Genomic DNA, 24,133 nt, shown 5'->3' with positions numbered 1-24,133 from the left:
TGGTTCACCCGCGTTGCGGGTGTCGTTCGCCTCGGATGCGGCGCTCATGCGGTCACAGTGAGAGACGGATCACACTCGTGTCCGTCCGATCGTCTACGCTTGTGCCCTGCCTGCCACCGAAACTCAGGAGTTTTCGATGACCCGCACCCGCATCCGCGATTTCCATGATGATGACCTCGACGGAATCATCCGTCTCTTCGAAGCCGCCGTCCCGGAATCTGCAACCGCTCCCCCGCTCTATCCGCTCTCCGAGGTGCTGGCCGCCTGCCAGCGCAATCAGGCCGTCGTGGCCGTCCGCGATGAGGAGATCGTCGGTGCCGCCGTCGGCCGCGCCGCCCACGGTCAGGGGGTGCTCGTGTTCTTCCATGTCCTCGAGGCGGTGCGTGCCGATCCGGAGCAGGGCACCCGCGCCGAGGCGGGGCTGCTCGATGCGCTCGAACGCCGTCTCATGCCGCTGGGCTTGGGAAAGCTGTCGATGCTCATTCCCGCAGGGACGTCGGCCTGCGATGGTCTGGTGGCCAACGGGTTCGAGACCCGGTCCGGGCTGAAGTACGTCGAACGGCACCTGCCCGTCCAACGTCGTGAACTCGACCGGCTCAAAACGGTGGGCGGACGGATCCTGCCGCGTCACCTCTGGGATGGGGTGAGCGGGATGCAGGAGGAGAAGGACACGCTCGAGGACCGCCTCGTCGTGCCCTTGGCCGAACCGGATCTCGCCGATCATTTCGGGGTGGTGCCGCCTCGTGCGGTGATGCTCTTCGGTCCGCCGGGGACGGGGAAGACGACGTTTGCGAAGGCCGTGGCGTCGCGGTTGGATTGGCCGTTCGTCGAGGTGTTTCCGTCGCGTCTGTCCGGCGAGCCCGGTGGTGTGGCGGCGGGTCTGCGCACGACGTTCGAGCAGATCAACGAGCTCGAGCATGCTGTCGTGTTCATCGATGAGGTCGAGGAGATCGCGTCGAAGCGCGGGGGTGAGCCGCCGTCGCCGACGCAGGGTGTGACGAATGAGCTGCTCAAGCAGGTCGGTCAGTTTCGAGATCGGGAGGGCCGGCTGCTCATCTGTGCGACGAACTTCGTCCGCGCCCTCGATGCGGCGTTCCTGCGGCACGGGCGCTTCGACTACGTCATCCCCATCGGTTTGCCGGATGCCACCGCCAGGGAGGCGATCTGGTCGCGCTACATTCCCGAGCACACGATCGCCGGTGTCGATCTCGAGGTGCTCGTCAATGCCAGTGACGGTCTGACCCCGGCCGATATCGAGTATGCGGCCCGGCGTGCTTCGCAGGAAGCTCTGGCGTCGTCGCTGCGACAGCAGCACGTCGATATCTCCTCTCGGTCGGATGTGCTCTCCACCGATGACTACCTCGAGGCTCTGCGGGCGACGCGAGCGACGGTGTCCGAGGAGACAGCCCGGGAGTTCGGCGAAGACGTGGAGACGATCGCCAGGCTGTGAGCCGGTCGCAGTATCCGTCGCTCGGGTACGGTGCCCCTACCCTTCGAGCAGGCGGTCCGCGGTCTCGATGAGGATCCGCGTCATCGTGGACGGATCGGGACCGTGACCGGCGACGGTGGCCAGGTCGAAACCGTCGATGATGGCGACGAACGTGTCGACCACCTCGGCGGCGGAGAGCTGGAAGAGCTCGAATTCGTGCCTCTTCAGCCCTTCGTCGACGATCGTCCGGAACAGTCTCCGCCATCCGGCGAACACGGCATCGACACAGTTCTGCAGGCCTTCGTCCGTGCGCGCGGCGGTGACGAGTTCGAGCCAGATCCGCGACCGCTGCTCGTGCATGCCCACCCCATGGACGGCAGCGAACGCATCGTGCAGGCGATAGCGAGCCATCCGACCGCGCGGGTCATCGCCCGGCTTCGCCATCTCTTCGAGGTGCAGCAGCACCGTCGCGGTATGGAAGGAGAACGCCTGGGCGAGCAGGTCGTCCCGGGACTCGAAGTAGTACTGCACGGTGCCGATGGACATGCCGACTGCTTTCGCCACGTCCCCGAGTCGGACCGCGGCGGGACCTTTGGCGACGATGGCGTCGAGGGTCGCCTGGATGATCGCGAACTTCTTCGCCTCGGCCTGCTCGGGCGGCTGAGCCGGGCGCGGGCTCATGCCCTGACCGATTCTCGTCGTTCGGCCAGATCGGTCGCCGCGGTCAGACCTTCGTACACGGCCTCCTCGACCGTGCGCGGGGCCAGGGCGTCGCCGATCACCGTCACCGAGGCGGCCCCGACGTCGAGGTCGACCGGCACCGATCGCGGTGCCGCCGACACGATCGTCGCGGCGACGCCGTCGACCTCGTGGACGACCTCGCAGAGTGTGGATTGCAGGTACCCGGTGTCGGTATCGACGCCGACGAGGCGGGCGTCGTTGACGAATTGCACCCGGCCGGTCCGCAGTGCTTGGGACACGAGCAGGGTGCGGGTGTACTGCTGGATCGCGGCACCGGCGAAGTTCGCCGCGGTCGCCAGAGTCACCTGGCGTCCGGCTTCGGCCAGGCGCAGGGCGATGCCGAGTCCGATCCAGTCGCCCTTCCAGTCTGTGACGAGCACGCGCCCGACCGGCAGGTCCGGGGACTCCCGCAGATAGTCGCGGGCGCCGATGACGAACGCGTCGTCGGCGATCTCGAGGGCGGGCATGCGCTGTTCGGCACCGGTGGCGATGATGACATGGTCGGGGGCCACCTCGGTGATGAGGTTCTGGGTGGCCGGTGCGGAGGTGCGGATGTCAACGCCGGCGCGGGCCGCCTCGGCGGTCAGGTTCGTCGCCGCTCCCCCGAACTCGGACCGGTACGGCAGTTCCTGCGCCAATTGAACCGCCCCGCCGAGGTGGGGCTCCTTCTCGCACAGAACGACGTCGTCGCCCTGTTCGGCGGCGACCGCTGCGGCCTTGAGTCCGGCCGGTCCCCCGCCGATGACGAGGACCTTGCGTCTGGTGCGCACCGTCGGTCGGGGCAGGAAGGTCAGTTCCCGACCGGATTCGGGGTATTGGATGCACGAGATCGGCACACCCTGTTGGAAGTGGCCGATGCAGGCTTGGTTGCAGCCGATGCAGGCGCGGATCTCGTCGACGTTATCGGCTGCAGATTTGTTCGCGATCTCCGGGTCGCAGATCATCGCGCGGGTCATGATCGCCATGTCGGTGCGGCCTTCGGCGATCGCGGTTTCGGCTTCGTGGGGTTGGTTGATGCGGCCGGCGACCATGACGGTCTTGTCGGTGATCTTCTTGACCTGCTCGGACAGGTTCGTCGCGTATCCGGGGTCGATCTGCATCGAGGGAACGATGTGGACGGCACCCTGCAGGGTGGAGGAATCGCCAGCCGTGATGGAGAAGTAGTCGAGGCAGTCGACGCCGTTGGCGGCGTCGGCCACGTCGGCGACGCCGTCGGTGTCGTCGGCGGTCAGGGAGTCGAGGTGGTCGATGAGGTCGAGGATCTCAGCGGCGACGAGCCCGTCCTCGGTCTTCTCCTCACCGGAGACCCGCACGCCGACGACGACATCGGGTCCGACGGCGGCGCGGACGGTCTGGGCCACCTCGGCGAGGAACCGGCGACGATTCTCCGGGCAGCCGCCGTACTCGTCGGTGCGGGTGTTGACGGCGGGGTTGAAGAACTGGATGGGCAGGTAGCCGTGGCTGGCGACGATCTCGACGCCGTCGATTCCGGATTCGACGATGCGCTTCGCTGCATGCCCGTAGCCGGCGATGATGTCTCTGACCTCAGCGGTGGTCAGCGCTTCGGGGACGACTTTGAAGCGTTCCTGCGGTTCATCGCTCGGGGCCTTGGCCCGGGGTGCCATTCCGCGCTCGCCGTCCATGACTTCGCGGCCGGGGTGGAAGAGCTGGGCGACGATCGTGGCTCCGTGGCGGTGGACCGCCTCGGCGACGGCCCGGTATCCGGGGACGGAGGATTCGTCGGTGGCCATGAGCACGTGGCTGGTGTATCGGGCGGTTTCGTGGACGCCGGAGACCTGGAGCACGATGAGTCCGGCTCCGCCCTGCGCACGGGCCTCATGGTAGGCGACGAGGTCGTCGCCGATGTGGCCGTGATCGTCGAGGACGGTGTCATGGCCGGAGGAGACGATGCGGTTGCGGATCGTCGTCGAGCCGATCGTGATGGGTTCGAAGAGGTGGGGGAACAGCTGAGACATGATCATCCTTGATCAGTTCGTCGTGAGGTGCTGGGTGGCTGCCCCTCGTTGGGGCTGCCTCAGTTATTCATATCACCGTATGACTAACGGCGGCAAGGGTTGGCCCCCTGCTGCCCATCGCCGAAAGGGCGGCGCCCCTGCCGCCGAACGAATCGGTCTGTCAGAGCTCGCTGCCCGACACCGCGAAGGTGTCGCAGCTGTTCAGCCCCTCGTTGTATCCGGTGGTGAACCATTTCTGGCGCTGTTCGCTCGACCCGTGGGTGAAGGATTCCGGGTTGACGAATCCGGACTGCTCTTGGATGTGATCGTCGCCGACGACGAAGGCCGCATTGAGGGCATCGTCGAGCTGTTCCTTCGTGGGCTCTTCGAGGTACGCAGTGCCGTTGTCGTCGGTGAGTGTGGTGATCTTGCCGAGCCAGGCACCGGCGTAGCAGTCGGCTTGGAGTTCGGTGCGCACGCCGTTGCTCTCAGGTCCGGTGCCGTTGTTCGGGTGCTCGCTCATCACGCCGGTGATGTTCTGGATGTGGTGACCCCATTCGTGCCCGACGATATAGAGCTGGGCGAGCTCATCGGCCGAGGCACCGAACTGCTGGCGCAGAATGTCGAAGAAGCTCGGATCGATGTAGACGCCCTGATCGGCCGGACAGTAGAACGGCCCGACCTGGTTCGAAGCGGTTCCGCAGGCCGTCGAGGTCTGACCGTCGACCAGTGTCATCGCCGGCGGTTCGTAGCCGTCCACTTGCTGGGCCCAGTAGTCATCGAGGACGACCTGTGCTCCGGCCATGCGGCAGTCGATGTTCGTATTCGCGTCCTCGCCCGTATCGCACTGGGACATGCTGGCCCCGCTCGACTGGTTCTGGTTGCCACCGCCTTCCGGGGTGATTCCGCCCATCAGCCCGGTGACATCAACGCCGAGCAGCGGTCCGATGAGGAAGACGAGCAAGCCGACGATGCCCACGCCGCCACCCCCGACGATCGCGGTGCTGCGACCGCGTCTGCTCGTCCTGTTGCCGCTGATATCGGCGTTCGGGTTGAAGGTCATGGCATAAAGATACCCCGGGAGCGGACAAGGGCAGGCGAGCAGATGTGAAGTCGTGTGAGAATCGTTCCATGAGCTCTCACCCGGCGGAACCTCACCGAGCGCACGACGCAGACTCCACGGCCACCTCGGCGAGGGTTGCCCGGCGGCTCAGCCCCGACGGTCGCCTCATCGGACTCGATGTCGCCCGCGGGATCGCTCTCTTGGCGATGATGGTCACGCACATCTTCGCGCTCGGCGACGAGACGGGGATGCCGACCTGGGCAGCGATCTTCGCCGGGCGCGCCTCGGCGCTGTTCGCCGTCCTCGCCGGCTGCTCTCTGGTGCTCTCGACCCGGTCACGGATGGCGGAATCGGGCCGCTTGCGCGATGCGGCGCCGAGCGTGCTCATCAGGGCGGCGGCCATCGTCCTCATCGGGCTGTGCCTCGGGTCGATCTCGAGCCTCTTGGCGGTCATCCTCGTCAACTACGGGATCATGTTCGCACTTGCGCTGTTCTTCCTGCGTCTGCGGGCCGGTGCGCTGTTCGCGATCGCCGGAGTCTGGATGGTCGTCTCCCCGATCGTGTCGATGTGGGTGCGTTCGACATTCCTCCTCGAACCGAGCTACCTGCCGATGGGCTTCTTCGACCTGGCAACGCCGGGGACGATGCTCACCGACCTGTTCCTCACCGGCTATTACCCGGTGCTGCAGTGGCTGTCATACATTCTGCTCGGCATGGCCGTGGCGAAGCTCGACATCGGCCGGCACCTGCGCGCGCTGTTCACGGCCGGACTCGGACTCTTCGTCGCCGGTCGCGGTGCCTCGTGGATTCTGCTCAATGTCTACGGCGGTGATGCCGCGCTCGTGGAGGTTTCGCAGATGTGGGGCACGGATCTCACGGCGGCCCTGTTCACCGGCAGCTACGGGGTCACTCCGGCGACGTCGTGGTGGTGGCTGGCGATCGCGGGACCGCATTCGGGGACGCCGTTCGATCTGCTCTCCACAGGCGGCACCGCGGTGATGACGATCGCCGCCTGCCAGGCTGCGGCGCTGCTGTTGGGTCGCCGCTCGTGGGTGCTTGCACCGCTGTCGGCACCGGGATCGATGCCGTTGAGCGTGTATTCGGCGCACGTCGTGCTGTTGGAGATCACGAGATCTCAGATCGTCGGCAATCCGATGGAGGAGCCCGCAACGACGGACGAGCAGACTCTCGAGTTCGTCATCCACGCACTCACATTCGTGCTGCTGCCTCTGCTGTGGAAAGCATTTGTCAGCGCCCGCGGCCCGTTGGAAGGCGGAATCGCGGGCATCATCAGGGTGGCGTCGCCGGGACCTAAGCGCCCTGCTTCTGACCGTCCCGGAAAAGGCTGATCGATTTGCGCATCGTGGCGCGCGCTCGTTTGCGGTCGCCGCTGGCATCGTAGGCACACGAGAGCCGGAACCAGGACCGCCAGTCCTCGGGTGCGGCCTCGGCTTCGGCCTGGTACTTCACGAATTCCTTGTCGGCGGCCTCGCGGATGATCTTCCCGCCCGGTGTCCTGGGCAGGTCGTCGACGGGCAGTCCGCCTTCATCGCCGAGGATGCGCGCGAGCTTCTCCGTACGGGCACCGAAGACGAGTTCGACGATGAGCGTCCAGGCGCCGATGACGGGCAGAACGAACAGGGCGATGCCCATGATCGTGGGGATCATCGCGGGTTCGCGCACGAGGATCAACGCCCGCTGTCCCATGAGGACGAAGTAGAAGACGAGGACGACGGAGACGATGATCGCCCCGATCTTGGCCTTCGACATCAGAGGTCGAGCATGTTCTCGAGGCCGTGGATGAGCCCGGTGTAATCGGCGATGGACCGCACGGCGGTGACGATGCCGGGCATGAACGCCGAGGTGGAGTGTGAGTCCGTGCGGATGGTCAGGGCTTCGCCGTCGGAGCCGAAGAGTATCTCTTCGTGGGCGTTCATGCCCTGCTGACGGATGGCGTGGACGTGGATTCCGTCGATGACGGCGCCGCGTGCACCCTGCGGATCGGATTCGGTGGAGTCGGGAACGGCCGGCAGTCCGGCGGCGTTGCGGGCTGCGGCGATGCGCTGGGCCGTGTGGTTCGCTGTGCCCGACGGGGCGTCGAGTTTGCGGGTGTGGTGGATTTCGACGACTTCGGCCGAGTCGAAGTAGGGAGCCGCGAGTTCGGCGAAGCGCATGGCCAGGACGGCACCGATCGAGAAATTCGGGGCGATGAGCACAGCGGTCTTCGGGTGGTCCTTGAGTGTGGCTTCGAGGCGGGCCAGACGGTCGTTATCCCAGCCGGTGGTACCGACGACGGTGTCGATGCCGTTCTCGACGAGGAAGGTGACATTGTCCTCGGTGGATTTGGGCACGGTCAGTTCGACGGCGACGTCGATGTTCTTCTCGATCAGGGTCTCCAGCGAATCGCTGCTGCCCAGGGCTGCGACGAGTTCGAGTCCTTCGGCGTCGTTGATCGCATCGACGGCGTGGGATCCCATCCGACCCTTGGCTCCGATGACGGCTACGCGAATGCTCATATGCTGTGACTCCTTGTGTGACGATCCCTGTGAGAAGCGCCGGTCGGGACGAGGCGAGACGACCGGAACGATCTCCGCCAGTCAGTCTAGCGACCCTCGGCAGTTCTCTTCACATCCAGTGACCCTCCGAACACTCTTGTTACTACGTGACGGCGGCTCAGCAACCTCGCGCGAGGTTGCTGAGCCGCCGTCAGGTAGCAATTGGGGTCTCAGCCGAGGAGGAGGCCCTTGGTCTGAGCGACTGCACGGTCGAAACGTGCGCCGGCGTCGGCCCAGTTGACGATGTTCCACCAAGCCTTGACGTAGTCGGGCTTGACGTTCTGGTAGTCGAGGTAGAAGGCGTGCTCCCACATGTCGAGCTGCAGAACCGGGGTGCCCCCGAGCTGGATGTCGGACTGCTGGTCCTTGAGCTGCTCAATGAAGAGGTTCCCGCCGAGCTGGTCGTAGACGAGGACGGCCCAGCCGGAGCCCTGGATCGTGGTGGCCGCGGTGGTGAAGTGCTCGCGGAACTTGTCGAACGAACCGAACTGGTCGTCGATGGCTGCGGCGAGTTCACCGACCGGCTTGTCTCCACCGTCCGGGGACATGTTGTTCCAGAAGATCGAGTGGTTGACGTGACCGCCCAAGTTGAACGCGAGGTCGCGGGTCAGCTTCGGCACATTCGCGAGGTTGCCGGACTCGCGGGCTTCGGCCAGCTGCTGGGCGGCGGTGTTGGCGCCCTTGACGTAGGTGGCGTGGTGCTTGTCGTGGTGCAGCTCCATGATGCGAGCCGAGATGTGCGGCTCAAGAGCGGAGTAGTCGTAGGGCAGTTCCGGAAGTGTGTACTGCTCAGCCATGAGATTCCTCCTGATCAGATTTGATGACCACCACATCGGTGGCTTCATTTCGACCCTATCCCAGGGTCTCATCTCGGACAACAAGGGGATTCGGCAACCTATTCCATATGACGCGAGGTGACATCTCGACGCCGTTCCGGAAAGGCTGACCCCCTCACCGAGGCGGCCCCGACGTCAACCTGCCACCGCCACCTGCGTGCCGGTGACGGTTTCACCCGAGGTTGCGTGAGATGAGCAGCCGCATGATGTCCGAGGTGCCCTCCTCGATCTCCTCGAGCTTGGCATCGCGCATCCACTGCTCGACGGGATGCTCTCGCGAATACCCCCATCCGCCGAGGGTCTGCACGGCCGCCCAGGTGCAGAACATCGCCGTCTCCGAGGCGTTCAGCTTCGCCATGGCCGCCGCGGCCGTCGTCTTCTCCCGGCCCACGGCGTCACCGGCGTCGAGCATCCGCGCCGCGTTGAGCACCTGCAGCCACGCGGCGTCGATCCGCGAGGACATATCCGCCAGCCGGAACGCCACGGCCTGATGATCGATGATCCTCGTCCCGAACTGTGTGCGCTCTCGCGCATAGTCACGCGCATATTCGAAGGCCGCCCGTGCCGTGCCGAGCGCCGCAGCCCCGAGCACCACCCGTGAGATGTCGAAGGTGCGCATGAGTCCGTAGAACCCCTGCCCTTCCTCGCCGAGGCGGCCCGAAGTGGACACGAAGGCGTCGGAGAGGAAGATCTCCCGACACACGATGGCCCGCTGTCCCATCTTCTTCATCGGCGCCCCGAACTCCATCCCCTCGGTCTCCCGCGGCAGCAGGAATGCGCTGATCCCGCGCGAACGCTGCGAGGAGTCGGTTTTGGCGAAGACGACGTAGAAGTCGGCGAGCCCCGCGTTCGAGATCCAGGCCTTCTGCCCGTTGAGCACGTACCCGCCGTCGACGGCATCCGCCCGGGTGATGATCGACGCCGAATCCGATCCGGAGCCGGGTTCCGTCGTCGCCAGCGCCGTGATCTTCGGCTCCGGCCCCGTGAGAGGTCGCAGCCACTCCTCTTTCTGCTCCGGCGTGCCCAATGCGAGGATCGGGTCGGCGAAGAAGCCGTTCGAGCACACGAAGTTCCCGATGCCCGGATCCCCGAAGCACAGCTGTTCCTGGACGAGGCATTGGGTGAAGACATCGGTGAATCCGCCGCCGCCGAATTCCTCGGGGATCATGAAGTCGGTGATCCCGAGCTTCGCGGCTGCGGTGAAGATGTCGACGGGCGATTCGGTGTCGGCTTCGTCGACGCGGCGACCGGCCGGTCGGATCGTGTCGTGAGCGAATCCGCGCACGAGGTCGAGGATGTCGTGCTGTTCATCGGTCAGCGGCCACGGTGTGTAGTTCATCGGTTCTCCTTCGCATTGTCAGTGGAGGTCGGGCGCCCCATTGCGCCCGACCGACGTCCCTCGTCCCCAGTCAGTCGAGCATGTCCGCTCCGGCCCGGGAATCCTCGGTGATGTGGATGAGTGTCGGACCATTTGCTGCTTCCGCCTCGGTGAGAGCGGCCAGCAGCGCATCTGCCCCGTCGACATGGACCCCGCGTGCCCCCATCGCCTGCGCCAGCGCCGGGAAGTCCGGTCCGGTCAGCTTCACCCCGGACGGGGTGTCCCCGCGGTCGTCCATCTCGTTGAGGATCTCCCCGTACCCGCCGTTGTCGACGATGATGAGGCTCATCCGCACGCCTGCCTGGACGGCTGCGGCGAGTTCGGCGATCGTGAACATCGCTCCCCCGTCGCCTTCGACCGCGACCACTCTGGCCTGCGGAGCCGCGAGTTTCGCACCGATTCCGGCGGGCAGACCGAAGCCGAGCGTGCCCGCCCCTGCCGGGTAGAGGAACCGGTCACCGGGGCGGGCCTTCCACCCGGTCTGCGCCCCGTAGTAGCAGGCCATCGTCGAGTCCGCCGCGACGATGAGCGGCGAGTCGTCGGTCTCCGCGAACGCGGTGAGTGCCGTCGAGAGATCGGCCCAGGGTCGACCGTCGGATTCCATCGCCGAGGCGGCCCTTGCCTTCCAGCCGCCCGTCCAGTCCCGTGCGGCGATGGTCGCGGACTCCGTCCGCTGCACGGACATCCGCTCGTTCAGGGCGGCTGTCGCGTCCTTCGCGGCGGCGAGGATCGGATGGCTGACGTCAGCGTTCGTGAGCATCTGCACCTCGTCGATGTCGATGCGCACGACGGTGTCGGGCAGCGGCAGGGGGTCGGGCCAGAAGTCGCTGGGGGCCAGTTCGGTGCCGATCGCGATGACCGCATCGGCATCGCCCGTGAGCTCGGGGAGCAGTTCGAGGACCCCGATGGCGCCGATGGTGGTCTCGGCGCGGTCGTCGACGAGTCCCTTCGCATTCGACGACAGGACGATTCCCGCTCCGAGCGTCTCCGCCAACGCTGCGACCTCCTCTCCTGCTCCGTGAGCTCCGGCGCCGGCGATGATGAGCGGTCGCGTCGAACCGGCGATCGCCTCGGCGGCGGCATCGATCGCTGAGGGCACCGGAGCCGGCAGTGCCCGGGTCACGGACGGGTGGCGTGTTCCGGGGCCGGCGGCTTCGATGAGATCGAGCGGGATCTCGATTGCGGCCGGACGGGTCCGCCCCGAACGCATCGCCGACAGTGTCTGCCCCACCGCCAGCGACACCTCGCCGGGACTCGTGACCCGCATGACCTCGGTGAGGACGGCTGAGAGAGCCGCGGACTGATCGCGAACCTCATGGAGGAGCCCGTTGCCGCGGCCGGGGTGGGTCAGCGGCATGCCCGGCGTGATGAGGAGGACGGGTACGGAGTCGGTGAAGGACTGCAGCAGGGCGGTGAGCGCATTGAGCGCGGCCGGTCCGGTGGTCGTGACGACGACCTGCACCTCACCGGTGACGCGGGCGGCGCCGTCGGCCATATAGCCCGCGCCCTGTTCGTGGCGGGGTGAGACGATGGCGATTCCGGCGGCACTCAGCTGCGCGAAGATCTCGAGGTTATGGGTGCCGGGGATCCCGAAGACACGGGTGATCCCTTCGGCCTAGAGTGCGCGAGCCAGATGTGCCCCGCCGGTGGTGGTCGTCTGGTCCATTCTCAGTCCTCGCTGTTCGGGTTCTCTGCTGACACATTCCCTGCTGACACGTTCTCCGCTGGCGGGTAGTCCGTTGTCACGACGAGTGCGTCGACAGCCAGGGCGCCGTCCGGGGCGACTCGCACCGGGTTGATCTCGATTTCGGCGATGGCGTTGTTCCCGGCCACCAGTCGGGACACCGCGACGATGACCTCGGCCAGGGCGTCGATGTCTGCGGCGGGCCTGCCCCGCCATCCGGTGAGCAGCCGCGAGCAGCTCAGCCGCGCGATCATGTCGAGGGCTTCGGTGTGGGTGACGGGGGCGAGTTCGAGCCACGTATCGGCGAAGAGTTCGGTCTCCGTCCCGCCGGCGGCGACGATGACGAGCGGCCCGAAGTTCTCGTCCTGCCGACCCCCGACGAGGATCTCGACGACATGGTCACGTGTGTCCATCTCCTCGAGGATGTACTCACCATCGCCGAGGCGGCCCACCATGTCCGCATACGCCGTTTCGACCGCGTGGAGGTCGTTCAACCCCAGTGCGATGCCCCCGACCTCGGTCTTGTGAGCAGGCCATCCGGCCTTGAGCGCGAACGGTGGATTGAGTCCGGATTCCGGGACCGCCTCGGTGGGTGCGCGGGTCTCCCCCGGGCCCACGCTGCCCACGGTGACAGCGGCAGGGACGGGAATCCCCGCGTCCTCGATCACCGCTCGGGCGGCGGCGTATCCGGTGCCCCACGGGGTGACGGGGCCGGTGAGTTCGAGTGGTTCGGTGAGCCGGCCCGAATGGGCGGCGTAGAAGTCGGCGCGGGCGAGCACGCGCATGGCCGCTTCGATGGAGGTGCAGACGGGGACGCCGAGCTCCCAGAGGCGGGTGACGGCCGGCGAGGATGCGCTCATCGAGTGGACGATGACGGGTTTCTTCGCCTCGGCGACGAGGTCACCCAACCGGTCGACGACGGCCAGTTCCCGGTCGATGAGGTCGGGGACGTCCTCGCCGTAGCAGCCGAAGTATCCGGACAGGACGACGGCGTCGATGTCCGTATCGGTCAGCAGCACCTCGGCGAGGTCCGCGTAGACGTCGAGGTTCTTCTCTCCTGCGCCGTCGAGGTCGATGGGGTTGTCGATGTGGTCGGCGTCGGTGAGGATTCCGGCGGCACGTTGTCGCGTGGTCGGTGTCAGTTCGGTGACATTGAGACCCCAGCTCTCGGCGGTGTCGGCGGCGATCGCTCCCTGCCCGCCGGAGTCGGAGAGCACACCGATGCGCGGGCCGTTCGGCAGCCAGGCCGAGGCGAAGAATCCGGCGAGTTCGACGAGCTGGCCGGGGGTGGTCAGGCGAATGGAGCCGGCGGCCCGGCAGGCGGCGTCGATGGTGTCCATGGCCGTGGTCATCGACCCGGTGTGGGATCGTGCCAGTCGCGCTCCTGCATTGGAGGCTCCGGTGGTCAGGATCATCGTCGGCTTCCCGGCGGCGCGCAGGGCTTTGAGGGCGGAGACGAGGGCGGCGCCGCCGGTGAAGGATTCGAGGTAGAGCGCGACCTGAGCGGTGGCGGGGTCGTCGACGAGGGTGGTGAGCACTTCGGCGGCGCGGACGTCGGATTGGCCGCCGATCGACGCGAACCGGGAGATGCCGAGTCCGCTGCGGGCCGCGAGGGTGGCGATCTCCGTGCCGAGCTGTCCGCTCTGGGTGACCACGGCGAGACTTCCGGGGGTGAAATTGCCCCAGGCCAGGAGCAGATCAGCGTGTGAGTCGACGAGCCCTAAGGAGTTCGGGCCGATGAGGCGGCCGCCGGCTTGACGGATCGTGGCAGCCAATGCGTCGGCGTCGGGGACGCGGGCGGAGATGATGAGGAAGGCGCGCACTCCGTTCTCGAGTGCTTCGGCGACGACTGCCGCGACGGTCGGGCCGGGCACGGAGATGACGAGCAGCTCCGGGGTCTCCGGCAGGTCGCTGAGGCGAGCGTACGTCGGCCGGCCCTGGATCGAGGCGGCTGTGGCGTTGATGAGGTAGACGCGGCGGCGCTCGGATCCGCGCAGGGCTCCGGCCGCGAGCCAGAAACCCCATTTGCTGGAATCGTTCGAGGCTCCGAGGACGGCGACGCTGCCGGGATCGAAGAACGCGTCCATGTCGCTAGCGCTCCGGCGCCGAGGCGGGGGCGGCGGTGTTTTCGGCAGAGGCCGCGTGGAGCGCGGCGAGGTTCGCATCGACCTTCGCCTGCGCTGCCGCCCGGGGGCTGATGCCCTGGTCGCGGGCGGCGGTGAGGACTTCGGCGGTGAGGTCGCGCAGGGTGGTGGTGACGATGGTGCGGCTGTCGTCCCAACTGCCGTCGACGTCGCCGAAGGTCACCCACCACCACCAGGCGTTTGTCGCTGAGTTCGCGAGGAAGTCCGGGATGACGGTGACGCCGCGGGTCTGCAGCGTTTCTTCGGCTGCGGGCAGGACGGGCATGTTCGCGGCCTCGACGATGAGTGAGGCGGTGATGCGGTCGCAGTTGTCCGGCGTGATCGAGTAGCTCACGGCAGCGGGGATCAGGACGTCGGCGTCGGCGGCGAGCCAGTCGTCACGATCGCCGACGTGGTCCTCGGGGCGCAGTGCTGCGCGATCGATGCCGCCGAACTGGTCGCGGGTGATCAGCAGCGCTTCGACGTCGAGTCCCGCGGGGTTGGTGACGAATCCGTCGGCATCGGCGATGCCGACGATGCGCAGTCCCGCCTCGGCGAGGTAGCGGGCGGTGGCTCCGCCCATGGAGCCGAATCCTTGGATGACGGCTGTGGATTCACCGGGGGCGCGGCCGGCGTCGTGCAGGGCGGCAAGCACCGAGGTGGCTACGCCGAGGCCGCCGACGAGTTCGTCCTGGGCGAGGCCGTCGACGATGGTGGAGAACGCCTTGTCCGCGCGGGCTTCGACGGCGGCCGGATCGTCGACGAGCTTGTCGACGGCGGACAGTCCTGAGCCGAGTGCGCGGCGGTCGAGGATCTCGTCGATGTCGTCCTGGCGGACACCGAGGTCTTCGCCGAGAGCCCAGTAGGCGTGCATGATCGGATTGATGTCGACGAGGAAGCGTTCGAGGACGTCCCTGGCTCCGGGTGCGCGGGGGTCGAAGTCGATGCCGCCCTTGGCACCGCCGACGGGCACATAGCGTCGGCCCTCGCGGAGGTGGATGGCTTCCTTGCGGGTCATCCCCTGGGCGAGTCCGCGCACCTCGTCGAGCGAGCAGCCCTTGCGCATACGCAGTCCGCCCGACGCGGTGCCGCGCACGAGGGTGTCGATGACGACATAGCCTGCCGCGCCGGTGACAGAGTCCTGCCAGGTGATGTCCATGAACATGGGGCCTCCAGGAGAGTCGGGAGCAGATGACGTCCAAGCCTTACTGAATCGCTATTCAGTAACGTGTACGACTCAAGTCTGACGGCGCGATGCCCACCACGTCAAGGGGCGTACTCACCCGAGTTCGCGGCGGAGGAAGTCGTCGACCCAGGCGCTCAGCGCCTCAGTGTCGACGGCCTGCGAATTGACCATCACCTGGATCGCCAGACCGTCGAGGAAGGCCAGTACCCGGGTCGCACACGCCTCGGTGCCGCCGTCCGGGGCCGAGCATTCGCCTGCCGCGATGGCCTCGTCCATGAGGCCCACGAGGATCGACTTCCACTCCTGGTCGAGAGCGGCGAACGTCGACCGCAGAGCGTCGTCGACGAGTCCGGCCGACCAGCCGTCGATCCAGATCTTCCAGCTGCGCGAGGACCCGCGGGGCAGGTACCAGCGGACGACGTCCCGCAATCGCTGGAGAGCCGAAGCACTCCCCCTCGCCGAGGCAGCCCCAGCTGCCAGTTCCCTGGCATGGTCGATGTCCTGCCGCCCGGCGAAGTCGAAGGCTTCGGCCACGAGGGCTTCCTTCGTCTCGAAGTGGTAGATGACGAGGCTGGCGCTCACACCCAGACGGGCAGCGACGTCGGAGACGCGCAGCCCGCGCAGAACCGTTGCCTCGATCTCCTCGACCGTGGCCGCCAGGATCTCCTCCCGACGGACCGCCGCGTTCTTCCTCGCCATCTCGCCTACCCCTTCTACGTTCCTGCTGACGGGCATCACGCGACCGAGAGCCGAAGCCCTGCACGCGGCAACGCGCTCAGGGCAGCTCAACCTCGGCTGCCGGTCCGACCAGCGCCAGAGCCTTGGGCCGCGACAGCAGCCGCCCGGCCATCTCGCTGACGTCCTCGGCCGTGACCGAGCGGACACGTTCGATGAGGTCCATCGGCGATTCGAGCGGCAGCCCGAAGATCTCCGACCGCGCGAGACGGTTCATCCGCGCCGCAGAGGACTCGAGACCGAGCACCATCGAGCCTGAGAGCTGGGACACGATCTCGTCGAGCTCGAACTGGCTCGGCGTCTCGTGCGCCAACCGGTCCCATTCGCTCATGGCCAGGTCGACGACGGCCTGACCGTTCTCGGCCGTACAGCCGGCATAGATGCCGAAGGTGCCGGTATCCGTGAACTGGCTGGCCACACAGTTCACGGCATAGGCCAGTCCGCGCTCCTCGCGCACGCTCTGGAACAGTCGCGACGACATTCCGCCGCCGAGCATCGTGAGCATGACCGAGTAGATGAACCGGTCGTCATGGCCTTCTTCCAGACCTTCGCAGCCGAGCATGATGCCCAGCTGTTCGATGTCCTTGACCGTATGCGACTTCCCGGAGTGGAATTCCGGACGCACCCGGGCGGCCCCACCGAGGTGCGAGCCTTTCGCCACCGAGGCGGCCCCGCCGTCCGCGTCGCCGGTGCCCACCGAGTCCGCACCGTGAACCACGCTCCCCGCACCCGACCAGACGTCGGCACGAGATCCGAGCCCCGCCTCGGCGAGGGCATCCTCAACCATCGCGAGGACCTCTTCATGGGTCGCACCGCCAGCGGCGGCGATGACCAGACGAGGCGGAATGTACGTCGACTGATAGTGGTCGATGACCGTGTGATGGCCGAGTACGCGGATCTGATCCTTCGTCGCACCCACGGGCCGGGCCAGGGAGTGCGAACCGAAGACCAGGGAATCGAAGTCGTCGAAGAGGACGTCGCCGGGATCATCGGCGGACATGGCGAGCTCTTCGATGATCACTCCGCGCTCGCGTTCGAACTCCTCGGTATCGAGCTGGGAGTTCGAGACCATGTCGACGAGCAGCCCGGTGATGTTCGGCAGGTCGGTCACCAGGCACCGGGAGTAGTAGCAGGTGAGCTCCTTGGCGGTGATCGCATTCGAATCCCCGCCGGTGCGGTCGAAGGCCGCGGCGATGGACTTCGCATCCCTCGACCCGGTGCCCTTGAACAGCATGTGTTCGAGGAAATGCGTCGACCCGGCGGTCTCGGCGGATTCGTCGCGGGACCCGGCTGCGACCCAGATCCCGATCGTCTCCGAGGCCAGGCCCGGCATGTGTTCGGTGGTCAGCGTCAAACCACCGGGGAGGACAGACCGATCGATTCGGCTGCCCTCCCCGGTGTGCGAACTGCTCAGTATCAGTTGTCTGATCCCTCTTCGTCCGATTTCTCGTCTTCGTCGGTGACCGGAGCCAGCGAGAGCTTGCCGCGGTCATCGATCTTCGTGATCTCAACCTGGACCTTCTGGCCCACACCGACGACGTCTTCGACGTCCTCGACGCGCTTGCCGTCGTTGAGCTTGCGCAGCTCGGAGATGTGCAGCAGGCCGTCCTTGCCCGGGGTCAGTGAGACGAATGCGCCGAAGCTCATCGTCTTGACCACGGTGCCCAGGTAGCGTTCGCCGACCTCGGGAACCTGCGGGTTCGCGATCGCATTGATCATCGAACGGGCGGCCTCGGCGGCCGGTCCGTCCGTGGCACCGATGAGGACGGTTCCGTCGTCTTCGATGCTGATGTCCGCACCGGTGTCCTCCTGGATCTGGTTGATCATCTTGCCCTTGGGCCCGATGACCTCACCGATCTTGTCGACGGGGATGTTCACGGAGATGATCCGCGGTGCCGTCGGTGCCATCTCGGCCGGGGCGTCGATGGCCTCTGCGATGACGTCGAGGATGACCATGCGTGCTTCGCGGGCCTGCTTGAGAGCGGCACCGAGCACCGAGGCGGGAAGGCCGTCGAGCTTGGTGTCGAGCTGGATCGCGGTGATGAAGTCACGCGTACCGGCGACCTTGAAGTCCATATCGCCGAAGGCGTCTTCGGCACCGAGGATGTCGGTCAGAGCCGCGTAGGCGGTCTGCTCGCCTTGGTCGGTGGAGATGACGTCGGAGACGAGTCCCATGGCGATGCCGGCGACGGGCGCCTGCAGCGGCACACCGGCCGAGAGCATAGCCAGCGTCGAGGCACAGACCGAGCCCATCGAGGTCGAACCGTTCGAACCGAGGGCCTCGGAGACCTCACGGATCGCGTACGGGAAGTCCTCACGCTTGGGCAGAACAGGCACGAGGGCGCGTTCGGCCAGAGCGCCGTGGCCGATCTCGCGGCGCTTCGGGCTGCCCACGCGGCCGGTCTCACCGACCGAATAGGGCGGGAAGTTGTAGTGGTGCATGTAGCGCTTCGACGTCTCGGGTGAGAGCGAGTCGATGGTCTGCTCGAGCTTGAGCATATTCAGGGTGGTGACACCCAAGATCTGGGTCTCGCCGCGTTCGAAGATCGCCGAACCGTGCACGCGCGGGATGACGTTCGTCTCGGCGGTGAGCGGACGGATGTCCTTGAGCCCACGGCCGTCGATGCGGACCTGCTCGGTGAGGATGCGCTTGCGCACGACCTGCTTGGTCAGGCCGTTGAGCGCGTTCGCGATCTCCTTCTCACGGCCTTCGAAGCGCTCTCCGAGCTTCTCGAAGAGCTCGTCGAGGAGGGCGGCACCGGCGGCTTCGCGCTCCTGCTTGTCAGCGATCGTGAAGTTCTCGGTCTGCTTCGCCTCGGCGAGTTCCTTCACCGCTTCGAAGACGTCGTCCTCGTAGTCGCGGAAGACGGGGAATTCGACAGTCGGCTTCGCGGCACGATCGGCGAGCTCGGACTGCGCGCGGCAGAGCTCTGCGATGAACGGCTTCGCAGCTTCGAGACCTTCGGACACGACCTCCTCGGTGGGGGCCTGCGCACCGGTCTTGATCTTGTCGATGGCGTTGTCGGTGGCTTCGGCCTCGACCATCATGATGGCGACGTCGTCACCGACAACACGACCGGCGACGACCATGTTGAACACGGCGTCCTGAAGCTGCGAGTGGTTCGGGAAGGCGACCCACTGGCCGTCGATGAGCGCGATGCGCACACCGCCGATGGGGCCGGAGAACGGCAGACCCGAGAGCTGGGTCGACATCGAAGCGGCGTTGATGGCCAGAGCGTCGTAGATGTGGTCGGGATTGACCGACATCACGGTGACGACGACCTGAACCTCGTTGCGCAGGCCCTTGACGAACGAGGGGCGCAGCGGACGGTCGATGAGGCGGCAGGTGAGGATCGCATCGGTGGAGGGGCGTCCCTCACGGCGGAAGAACGAGCCGGGGATGCGGCCGGCGGCGTACATGCGCTCTTCGACGTCGACTGTCAGCGGGAAGAAGTCGAAGCCCTCACGGGGGTTCTTTCCGGCCGAGGTGGCCGAGAACAGCATGGTGTCGTCGTCGAGGTAGGCGACGGCGGATCCGGCGGCCTGCTGGGCAAGTCGTCCGGTTTCGAAGCGAATGGTGTGTTTGCCGAAGCTGCCGTTGTCGATATGGGCAACGGCGGATTCAGGATTGAGTCCCACGTAGTCTCCTAGTTTGTGCCGGTGCGCGGCGGTCATCGCAAGACCTGCAACGCTCGAGGGAGGCCCCTCGGCGCGAAGAGGCAGCGCCCTGCATTGCACAGTGCGAAGCCCCGCGCCCTTCCGGCGGGATATTGGCAGTGGACGATGCATGGATCCACGCCGGTCATCGATCGGGGCCCACGGAACCGGTGCCGGCAGCCACTTGCATCTGCAAGCCTGTGTCAGCGCGCGTTCCTCCGGAGGCCACTACCGAAGACCGAAACGTCCATGGCATGTGCGTCCACGCATGAGTCTACCGCAGAAGCACGAAAGCGCCCCACCGAGAGGTGGGACGCTTCCGAACAGTTCGAGACGGTCCGATCAGACGGTGCTGATCAGCAGACTCGAATCAGCGGCGCAGGCCGAGGCGCTTGATGAGCGAACGGTAACGCTCGATGTCGACCTTCGCGAGGTACTTGAGCATGCGGCGACGCTGGCCGACGAGGAGCAGCAGGCCACGACGCGAGTGGTGGTCGTGCTTGTGATCCTTGAAGTGCTCGGTCAGATCGGTGATCCGGCGGGTCAGCAGTGCAACCTGGACCTCGGGAGAACCGGTGTCGCCCTCATGAGTTGCATATTCCTTGATGATCTCTTGCTTCACAGCGGTATCGAGAGCCATGGAGTTCTCCTTCGTGTCGTTGCGCGGCGCAGGGACCTGAAGTCTCTGCCCTATGGGACCGCGGCCGGTGAAAACGGCAGAGATCAGCTTATCAGGTGTGCAGGACCTCGCGCACATCGGCGATATCCTCATGCATCTGCACGATGAGGTCGTCCATCCCGGTGAACGCGACCTGCCCGCGGATGCGCGAGACGAATTCGAGAGTCATCTCACGGTCGTAGACGTCGAATTCGCCGAACTCCTTGTCGAGCACGTACGCCTCGACCCGTCGGACCTGTCCCTGGAAGGTCGGGTTCGTGCCCACGGAGATCGCCGCCGGGTACGCCTGATCCTCACCCGAGAACGTCGCCCAGCCGGCGTAGACGCCGTCGGCGGGGACGAGTCCGTCGGGATTGTCCGAGAGGTTCGCCGTCGGGAATCCCAGGTCGCGTCCGCGGGCATCGCCGTGGACGACGGTGCCGTGGAGTGCGTGGTAGCGCCCGAGCTGATCGGCCGCCTCGGCGACATCACCGGCAGTGAGCTGCTCCCGGATCCGGGAGGACGAATACCGTCCCCCGCGCCCGACCTCGTCGATCGTCTCGGTCCGGAAGCCGAATTTCTCGCCGAGGCTGCGCAGAGTCTCGATCGTGCCTTCGTTGTCACGCCCGAAGCGGACATCGTCGCCGACGACGACGATCTTCGCGTGCAGGGCTTCGACGAAATATCTGCGCACGAACTCCTCGGCCGACTGGGCGGCGAAGTCGAGGTCGTAGGGCTGGATGAGCAGGCCGTCGATTCCGGTGGCGGCGATGAGCTCGGCGCGCTGCCGGGTCGAGGTGATCATCACGGTCGGGTCGTCGGGGCGGTGGACCGTGCGCGGGTGCGGGTCGAAGGTCATCGCGATCGAGCGCAGGCCCTCCTGCCTGGCCAGGGCGGCGACGGTGGCAAGGACCGTCTGGTGTCCGCGGTGCACGCCGTCGAAGTTGCCGAGGGTGACGACGGTGCCGACAGCGTCGACCTCGACCTCACCGAGTCCGTGATACAGCTCCACCAGACATTCGCTCCTTCCGTGCACCGACTCAGATTATCGCAGAGATCTTCCGCCTCCTAACCCGGACCTCGCCGAGGCGGGGAAGACCCGGGAGACCCCGGTCAGGCCACGATCGCCCAGCCGATGACGCCGAGGAGGGAGGCCAGGGCGATGGAGACGAAGGTGCCGATGATGAACCGCTCCCCCGCGGCCGCCGAGGATTTGATCTCCGCGAAGCGTCCGAGCCCTTTGACCGCGATGACCACGGCCATGAGTTCGGGGCGACCGAGCACGATCGCTCCGGCGATGAGTGCGCGTTCGACGATGCCGATCCACAGTCCGCCGCGCAGGACTTCGAGGTCCTCGGCTCCTGTGCGTTCGGGCTTGGAGCCCGGGCCCGCATGGGTCAGACGGAGGAGAAGCGGGACGAGTGGCCAGCCGATGAGGGCCGCGATGATGGCGGCGGCGATGGCGACGAGCACGTCAGTCCACATGTGCGTCTCCTTCCGATAGGGCTCGTTGGAGCCGGTCGAGATGATGTCGGGCCAGACGCTCGGCCCCGGCGATGATCTCGGCGGGACCGGCCGCCAGCACCCGGGAGACCGCCTGTTGAGAGACGTCGAATTCCGCGGCGATCTCGGCCTGTGTGGCGTCCGGATGGTCGAGTCGGTATCCGACGTAGCCGCGGGAGTGTCCGCGCAGCTCGGTCAGTGTGCTGATCAGGAGCCGCAGGGCCGCCTCGGCCAGCCCACGATGGTCACCGTCCGGATCGGCACTCACGACGAGGTGGGCGGGTGCGGATTTGGCCGCTTCGACCGCCCGGCGGGCGGAGTAGAAGGCCTCTCCCCTGCCCTCGGCGGTCGACTCGGGCAGCGGTCGTTCGACCTCGCCGATGCCGAGGCCGATATGCCAGCCGGCGTCGACGCCGACGCGGCGGACCGCCTCGGCGACGGCATCAGGGTCGTCGAGGACCCCCTGGACCTCGTCCCCGATGGTGCGGGCGAAGGGGACGATCGTCTCGATCGGCGCCAGCGCCTCGAGGATTCGGGGCACGGCGTCGGCGTGTGAGCGCGAGTCCTGCTGGTCGATGGTCAAGACGAACATAGGACAAGTAGATCAGATGATTGCATCGGATACAAGAGTTTTAGTTGTACTTGACAAATACAACTGAACTCATTGTTTCCGAGTGTGGGGCTGGCCCCGTCAGGCGAGGTCGATGGCAAAGGCGGTCAGCGACTTCAGACCGCCGTTCCGACGCACCTCGGCCACGGAGACGAGGGCATCGTCGCAGACGACGGCGACCTCTCGGCTCCCCGTGTCGTCGGCATCGGGGTCGGTATGCCAGTCACCAGCAGCAACGGTCTTGCCCTGCATGAGGGCGCGGGCCCGATCGGTATCGACGGTGACGACGGGCAGGAGGGTGCGGGCCGCCTCGGCGAGCGAGATGAGGGTGGGCGCGGGGACGTCGAGGTCCGCGGGCAGGATCTCGGCCTGGTCGATATGGAAATCGCCGACACGCGTCCTCCGGAGCGCGGTGAGGTGGCCGAAGACGCCGAGGTCGGTGCCGATATCGCGGGCCAGGGCGCGCACATAGGTGCCCGACGAGCAGTCGACTTCGACATCGACGTCGATATGTCCGTCCACGGCGGCGAAGCGGATGTCGATGATCTGGAACTCCGAGACTTCGACGCGGCGGGCCTTGAGTTCGACGTCCTCGCCGGCACGGACACGGGCGTAGGAGCGCTTGCCGTCGACCTTGATCGCCGAGACCGCACTGGGCACCTGGTCGATGGGACCGCGCAGTTTGGCCACGGCGGCCTCGATGGCAGAAGTGTCGACACGTGCCAGATCGGTCGGATCGGCGAACCGATCGGGCTCGGAATCGGCATCATCGGTCGGGGTCGACGACCCCAGACGGATGGTGGCGAAATAGGTCTTCGAGACCCCGGTGATATAGGTGAGCAGCTTGGTGCCGCGGCCGAGGCCGAGGACGAGCACGCCCGTGGCCATCGGGTCGAGAGTGCCGGCGTGGCCGACCTTCTTCGTCCCGAACCAGCGGCGGATGCGGGAGACCACACCGTGGGAGCTCAGTCCCTGCGGCTTGTCGCAGACGAGGACGCCCTGTGGGGAAGAATCGCTCACTGGGTTCGGCGATCAGTTGAAGGACACGTGCACGTGGTCGAAGTGGTTGGCGGTCGCGCCTCCGCGGTCCTCCATGCCCTTCCAGCCCCGTCCGGGCATCCAGATGCGCTGTTCCCAGATGACGTACTTGACGTTGAGAGCACCCTGGTTCTGGATGAGGTATTCGGCGATGCGGTCGCCGGTGGCACCCGTGATCATGATGTCGACGGCTTCACCGGTGTTGTGGTCCGAACCGGTGCCGGGACGACGTCCGCCGAAGGTCTTGACCTCGGGGAACTTCGCGCAGACGGCACGGTAGCCGTTGACGGCGTTCGGCAGCAGACCGGACTCGATCGACGACGACACGCTGCAGGCCGGAGCCGAGGTGTCCGAGGAGGTGCCGCCGCCGGAGGACTTCTCATCGCTCGACTTCTCGTCGGAGGACTTCTCATCGCTCGACTTCTCGTCGGAGGACGAATCGTCGCTCGTCTTCGCAGCGGCCGAGGATTCGGCGGTTGGCTTGGGCTTCGGCGGGGCCTTGACCTCGAGGTCGGTCTTCGAGGACTTGTTCTTGTACTTCGGGTCGTCCTTGACCTTCTCCAGGTACTCTTCGCCGGCCTTCTTGCGTTCGGCGTCGAGCTCCTTCTGGCTCACGGTCGAGGAAGTGGTCGACTCCTCGGGGGTCGTCGTCGAGGCGGCTTCGGTGGTGACGTTGCCGGACTCGGGCGGCCCCATGACAACGGTCGAACCGACGACGGCGGCGGTCGCGGCTGCAGGAACGGCGATCGCGGCGACGACTGGACGCTGCTTGACGGTCGCCAGCACGGAAGTCGCCGAGGACGGCGCATTCGCTGCGCGTCGTCCGGCGGGGCGCTTGCCGGGAGTCAGATCCCGGATCAGCTGCTTCGCGAACGACGGCTTCGGTGAGGAGTGCTTACCCAATGCAGAATTCCCTTAACAGAGTCGTAATCATTTCGTTACCGCAAGAAGTCTACGACATCTCGGAAAGATAACAAAACTG

21 protein-coding genes are annotated in these 24,133 nt (G+C 66.5%); 2 read left to right on the top strand and 19 right to left on the bottom strand.

The features are described 5' to 3' along the window. Window positions 1-136: 136 nt before the first annotated feature. Window positions 137-1,450, top strand: coding sequence for an ATP-binding protein (locus BLIN9172_RS02595; RefSeq protein ID WP_101553706.1), 1,314 nt, complete (start codon window positions 137-139; stop codon window positions 1,448-1,450). A gap of 36 nt (window positions 1,451-1,486) precedes the next feature. On the opposite strand, the gene BLIN9172_RS02590 is transcribed toward BLIN9172_RS02595, so the two are convergent. The 3 genes from BLIN9172_RS02590 to ypfJ form a co-directional block, all read right to left on the bottom strand. Beyond that, the gene (locus BLIN9172_RS02590) at window positions 1,487-2,110 is read right to left on the bottom strand and encodes a TetR/AcrR family transcriptional regulator (RefSeq protein WP_101553705.1); all 624 of its coding nucleotides are present in this window, start codon (window positions 2,108-2,110) and stop codon (window positions 1,487-1,489) included. Further along, window positions 2,107-4,146, bottom strand: coding sequence for an oxidoreductase (locus BLIN9172_RS02585; protein ID WP_101553796.1), 2,040 nt, complete (start codon window positions 4,144-4,146; stop codon window positions 2,107-2,109). The genes BLIN9172_RS02590 and BLIN9172_RS02585 overlap by 4 nt, the downstream gene beginning before the upstream one ends. 160 nt (window positions 4,147-4,306) lie before the next feature. Continuing rightward, a complete protein-coding gene (gene ypfJ / locus BLIN9172_RS02580; RefSeq protein WP_101553704.1) occupies window positions 4,307-5,188 on the bottom strand; it encodes a KPN_02809 family neutral zinc metallopeptidase in 882 nt (293 codons plus the stop codon). Window positions 5,189-5,256: 68 nt separating this feature from the next. Here ypfJ and BLIN9172_RS02575 point away from each other — a divergent pair, with 68 nt between their 5' ends. After that, window positions 5,257-6,537: a heparan-alpha-glucosaminide N-acetyltransferase domain-containing protein gene (locus BLIN9172_RS02575; RefSeq protein WP_101553703.1), complete on the top strand. Its 1,281-nt coding sequence runs from the start codon at window positions 5,257-5,259 to the stop codon at window positions 6,535-6,537. Here the strand turns inward: BLIN9172_RS02575 and BLIN9172_RS02570 are convergent. The 16 genes from BLIN9172_RS02570 to BLIN9172_RS02495 all read right to left on the bottom strand — a co-directional run bounded on the left by BLIN9172_RS02570 (window position 6,500) and on the right by BLIN9172_RS02495 (window position 24,054). Then, window positions 6,500-6,958 carry a tetratricopeptide repeat protein gene (locus BLIN9172_RS02570; protein WP_101553702.1) on the bottom strand — a complete coding sequence of 153 codons (459 nt, stop codon included), beginning with the start codon at window positions 6,956-6,958 and terminating at the stop codon, window positions 6,500-6,502. The two genes, BLIN9172_RS02575 and BLIN9172_RS02570, sit on opposite strands and share 38 nt — an antisense overlap. Then, window positions 6,958-7,704 (bottom strand): 4-hydroxy-tetrahydrodipicolinate reductase, encoded by a 747-nt coding sequence (gene dapB / locus BLIN9172_RS02565; protein ID WP_101553701.1) that lies wholly within the window; start codon window positions 7,702-7,704, stop codon window positions 6,958-6,960. Before dapB ends, BLIN9172_RS02570 begins: the two co-directional genes overlap by 1 nt. A gap of 209 nt (window positions 7,705-7,913) precedes the next feature. Continuing rightward, window positions 7,914-8,540 carry a superoxide dismutase gene (locus BLIN9172_RS02560; RefSeq protein ID WP_101553700.1) on the bottom strand — a complete coding sequence of 209 codons (627 nt, stop codon included), beginning with the start codon at window positions 8,538-8,540 and terminating at the stop codon, window positions 7,914-7,916. Window positions 8,541-8,751: 211 nt separating this feature from the next. Further along, window positions 8,752-9,918, bottom strand: a complete 1,167-nt coding sequence (locus BLIN9172_RS02555) for an acyl-CoA dehydrogenase family protein (protein WP_101553699.1) — start codon at window positions 9,916-9,918, stop codon at window positions 8,752-8,754. A gap of 70 nt (window positions 9,919-9,988) precedes the next feature. After that, a complete protein-coding gene (locus BLIN9172_RS02550; RefSeq protein ID WP_257904148.1) occupies window positions 9,989-11,563 on the bottom strand; it encodes a thiamine pyrophosphate-dependent enzyme in 1,575 nt (524 codons plus the stop codon). 62 nt (window positions 11,564-11,625) lie between these two features. Further along, complete coding sequence (locus BLIN9172_RS02545) at window positions 11,626-13,728, bottom strand: acetate--CoA ligase family protein (RefSeq protein ID WP_101553698.1); 2,103 nt, start codon at window positions 13,726-13,728, stop codon at window positions 11,626-11,628. A gap of 4 nt (window positions 13,729-13,732) precedes the next feature. Next, window positions 13,733-14,929, bottom strand: a complete 1,197-nt coding sequence (locus tag BLIN9172_RS02540; RefSeq protein WP_101553697.1) for a Glu/Leu/Phe/Val dehydrogenase dimerization domain-containing protein — start codon at window positions 14,927-14,929, stop codon at window positions 13,733-13,735. Window positions 14,930-15,043: 114 nt separating this feature from the next. Beyond that, on the bottom strand, window positions 15,044-15,649 hold the full coding sequence (locus BLIN9172_RS02535; RefSeq protein ID WP_101553696.1) for a TetR/AcrR family transcriptional regulator: 606 nt from the start codon (window positions 15,647-15,649) through the stop codon (window positions 15,044-15,046). 76 nt (window positions 15,650-15,725) lie between these two features. Next, on the bottom strand, window positions 15,726-17,039 hold the full coding sequence (locus tag BLIN9172_RS02530) for a M16 family metallopeptidase (RefSeq protein WP_240811924.1): 1,314 nt from the start codon (window positions 17,037-17,039) through the stop codon (window positions 15,726-15,728). A gap of 62 nt (window positions 17,040-17,101) precedes the next feature. Then, on the bottom strand, window positions 17,102-19,324 hold the full coding sequence (locus tag BLIN9172_RS02525) for a polyribonucleotide nucleotidyltransferase (protein ID WP_101553695.1): 2,223 nt from the start codon (window positions 19,322-19,324) through the stop codon (window positions 17,102-17,104). Window positions 19,325-19,712: 388 nt separating this feature from the next. Beyond that, a complete protein-coding gene (rpsO, locus tag BLIN9172_RS02520; protein ID WP_039210907.1) occupies window positions 19,713-19,982 on the bottom strand; it encodes a 30S ribosomal protein S15 in 270 nt (89 codons plus the stop codon). Window positions 19,983-20,073: 91 nt separating this feature from the next. Further along, window positions 20,074-21,012: a bifunctional riboflavin kinase/FAD synthetase gene (locus tag BLIN9172_RS02515; RefSeq protein WP_101553694.1), complete on the bottom strand. Its 939-nt coding sequence runs from the start codon at window positions 21,010-21,012 to the stop codon at window positions 20,074-20,076. A gap of 101 nt (window positions 21,013-21,113) precedes the next feature. Then, a complete protein-coding gene (locus BLIN9172_RS02510; protein ID WP_101553693.1) occupies window positions 21,114-21,485 on the bottom strand; it encodes a hypothetical protein in 372 nt (123 codons plus the stop codon). Continuing rightward, window positions 21,475-22,095, bottom strand: a complete 621-nt coding sequence (locus tag BLIN9172_RS02505; protein ID WP_101553692.1) for a hypothetical protein — start codon at window positions 22,093-22,095, stop codon at window positions 21,475-21,477. Before BLIN9172_RS02505 ends, BLIN9172_RS02510 begins: the two co-directional genes overlap by 11 nt. Before the next feature lie 99 nt (window positions 22,096-22,194). Beyond that, a complete protein-coding gene (gene truB / locus BLIN9172_RS02500) occupies window positions 22,195-23,133 on the bottom strand; it encodes a tRNA pseudouridine(55) synthase TruB (RefSeq protein ID WP_101553691.1) in 939 nt (312 codons plus the stop codon). A gap of 12 nt (window positions 23,134-23,145) precedes the next feature. Continuing rightward, complete coding sequence (locus BLIN9172_RS02495) at window positions 23,146-24,054, bottom strand: VldE C-terminal domain-containing protein (protein ID WP_101553690.1); 909 nt, start codon at window positions 24,052-24,054, stop codon at window positions 23,146-23,148. Between the last annotated feature and the right edge of the window lie 79 nt (window positions 24,055-24,133).

This window comes from Brevibacterium linens ATCC 9172, from assembly GCF_900169165.1.
GTDB classification, from domain to species: domain Bacteria; phylum Actinomycetota; class Actinomycetes; order Actinomycetales; family Brevibacteriaceae; genus Brevibacterium; species Brevibacterium linens.
The sequence above is the reverse complement of the archived record's forward strand: the minus strand, read 5'-3'. Positions and strand labels throughout refer to the sequence as shown.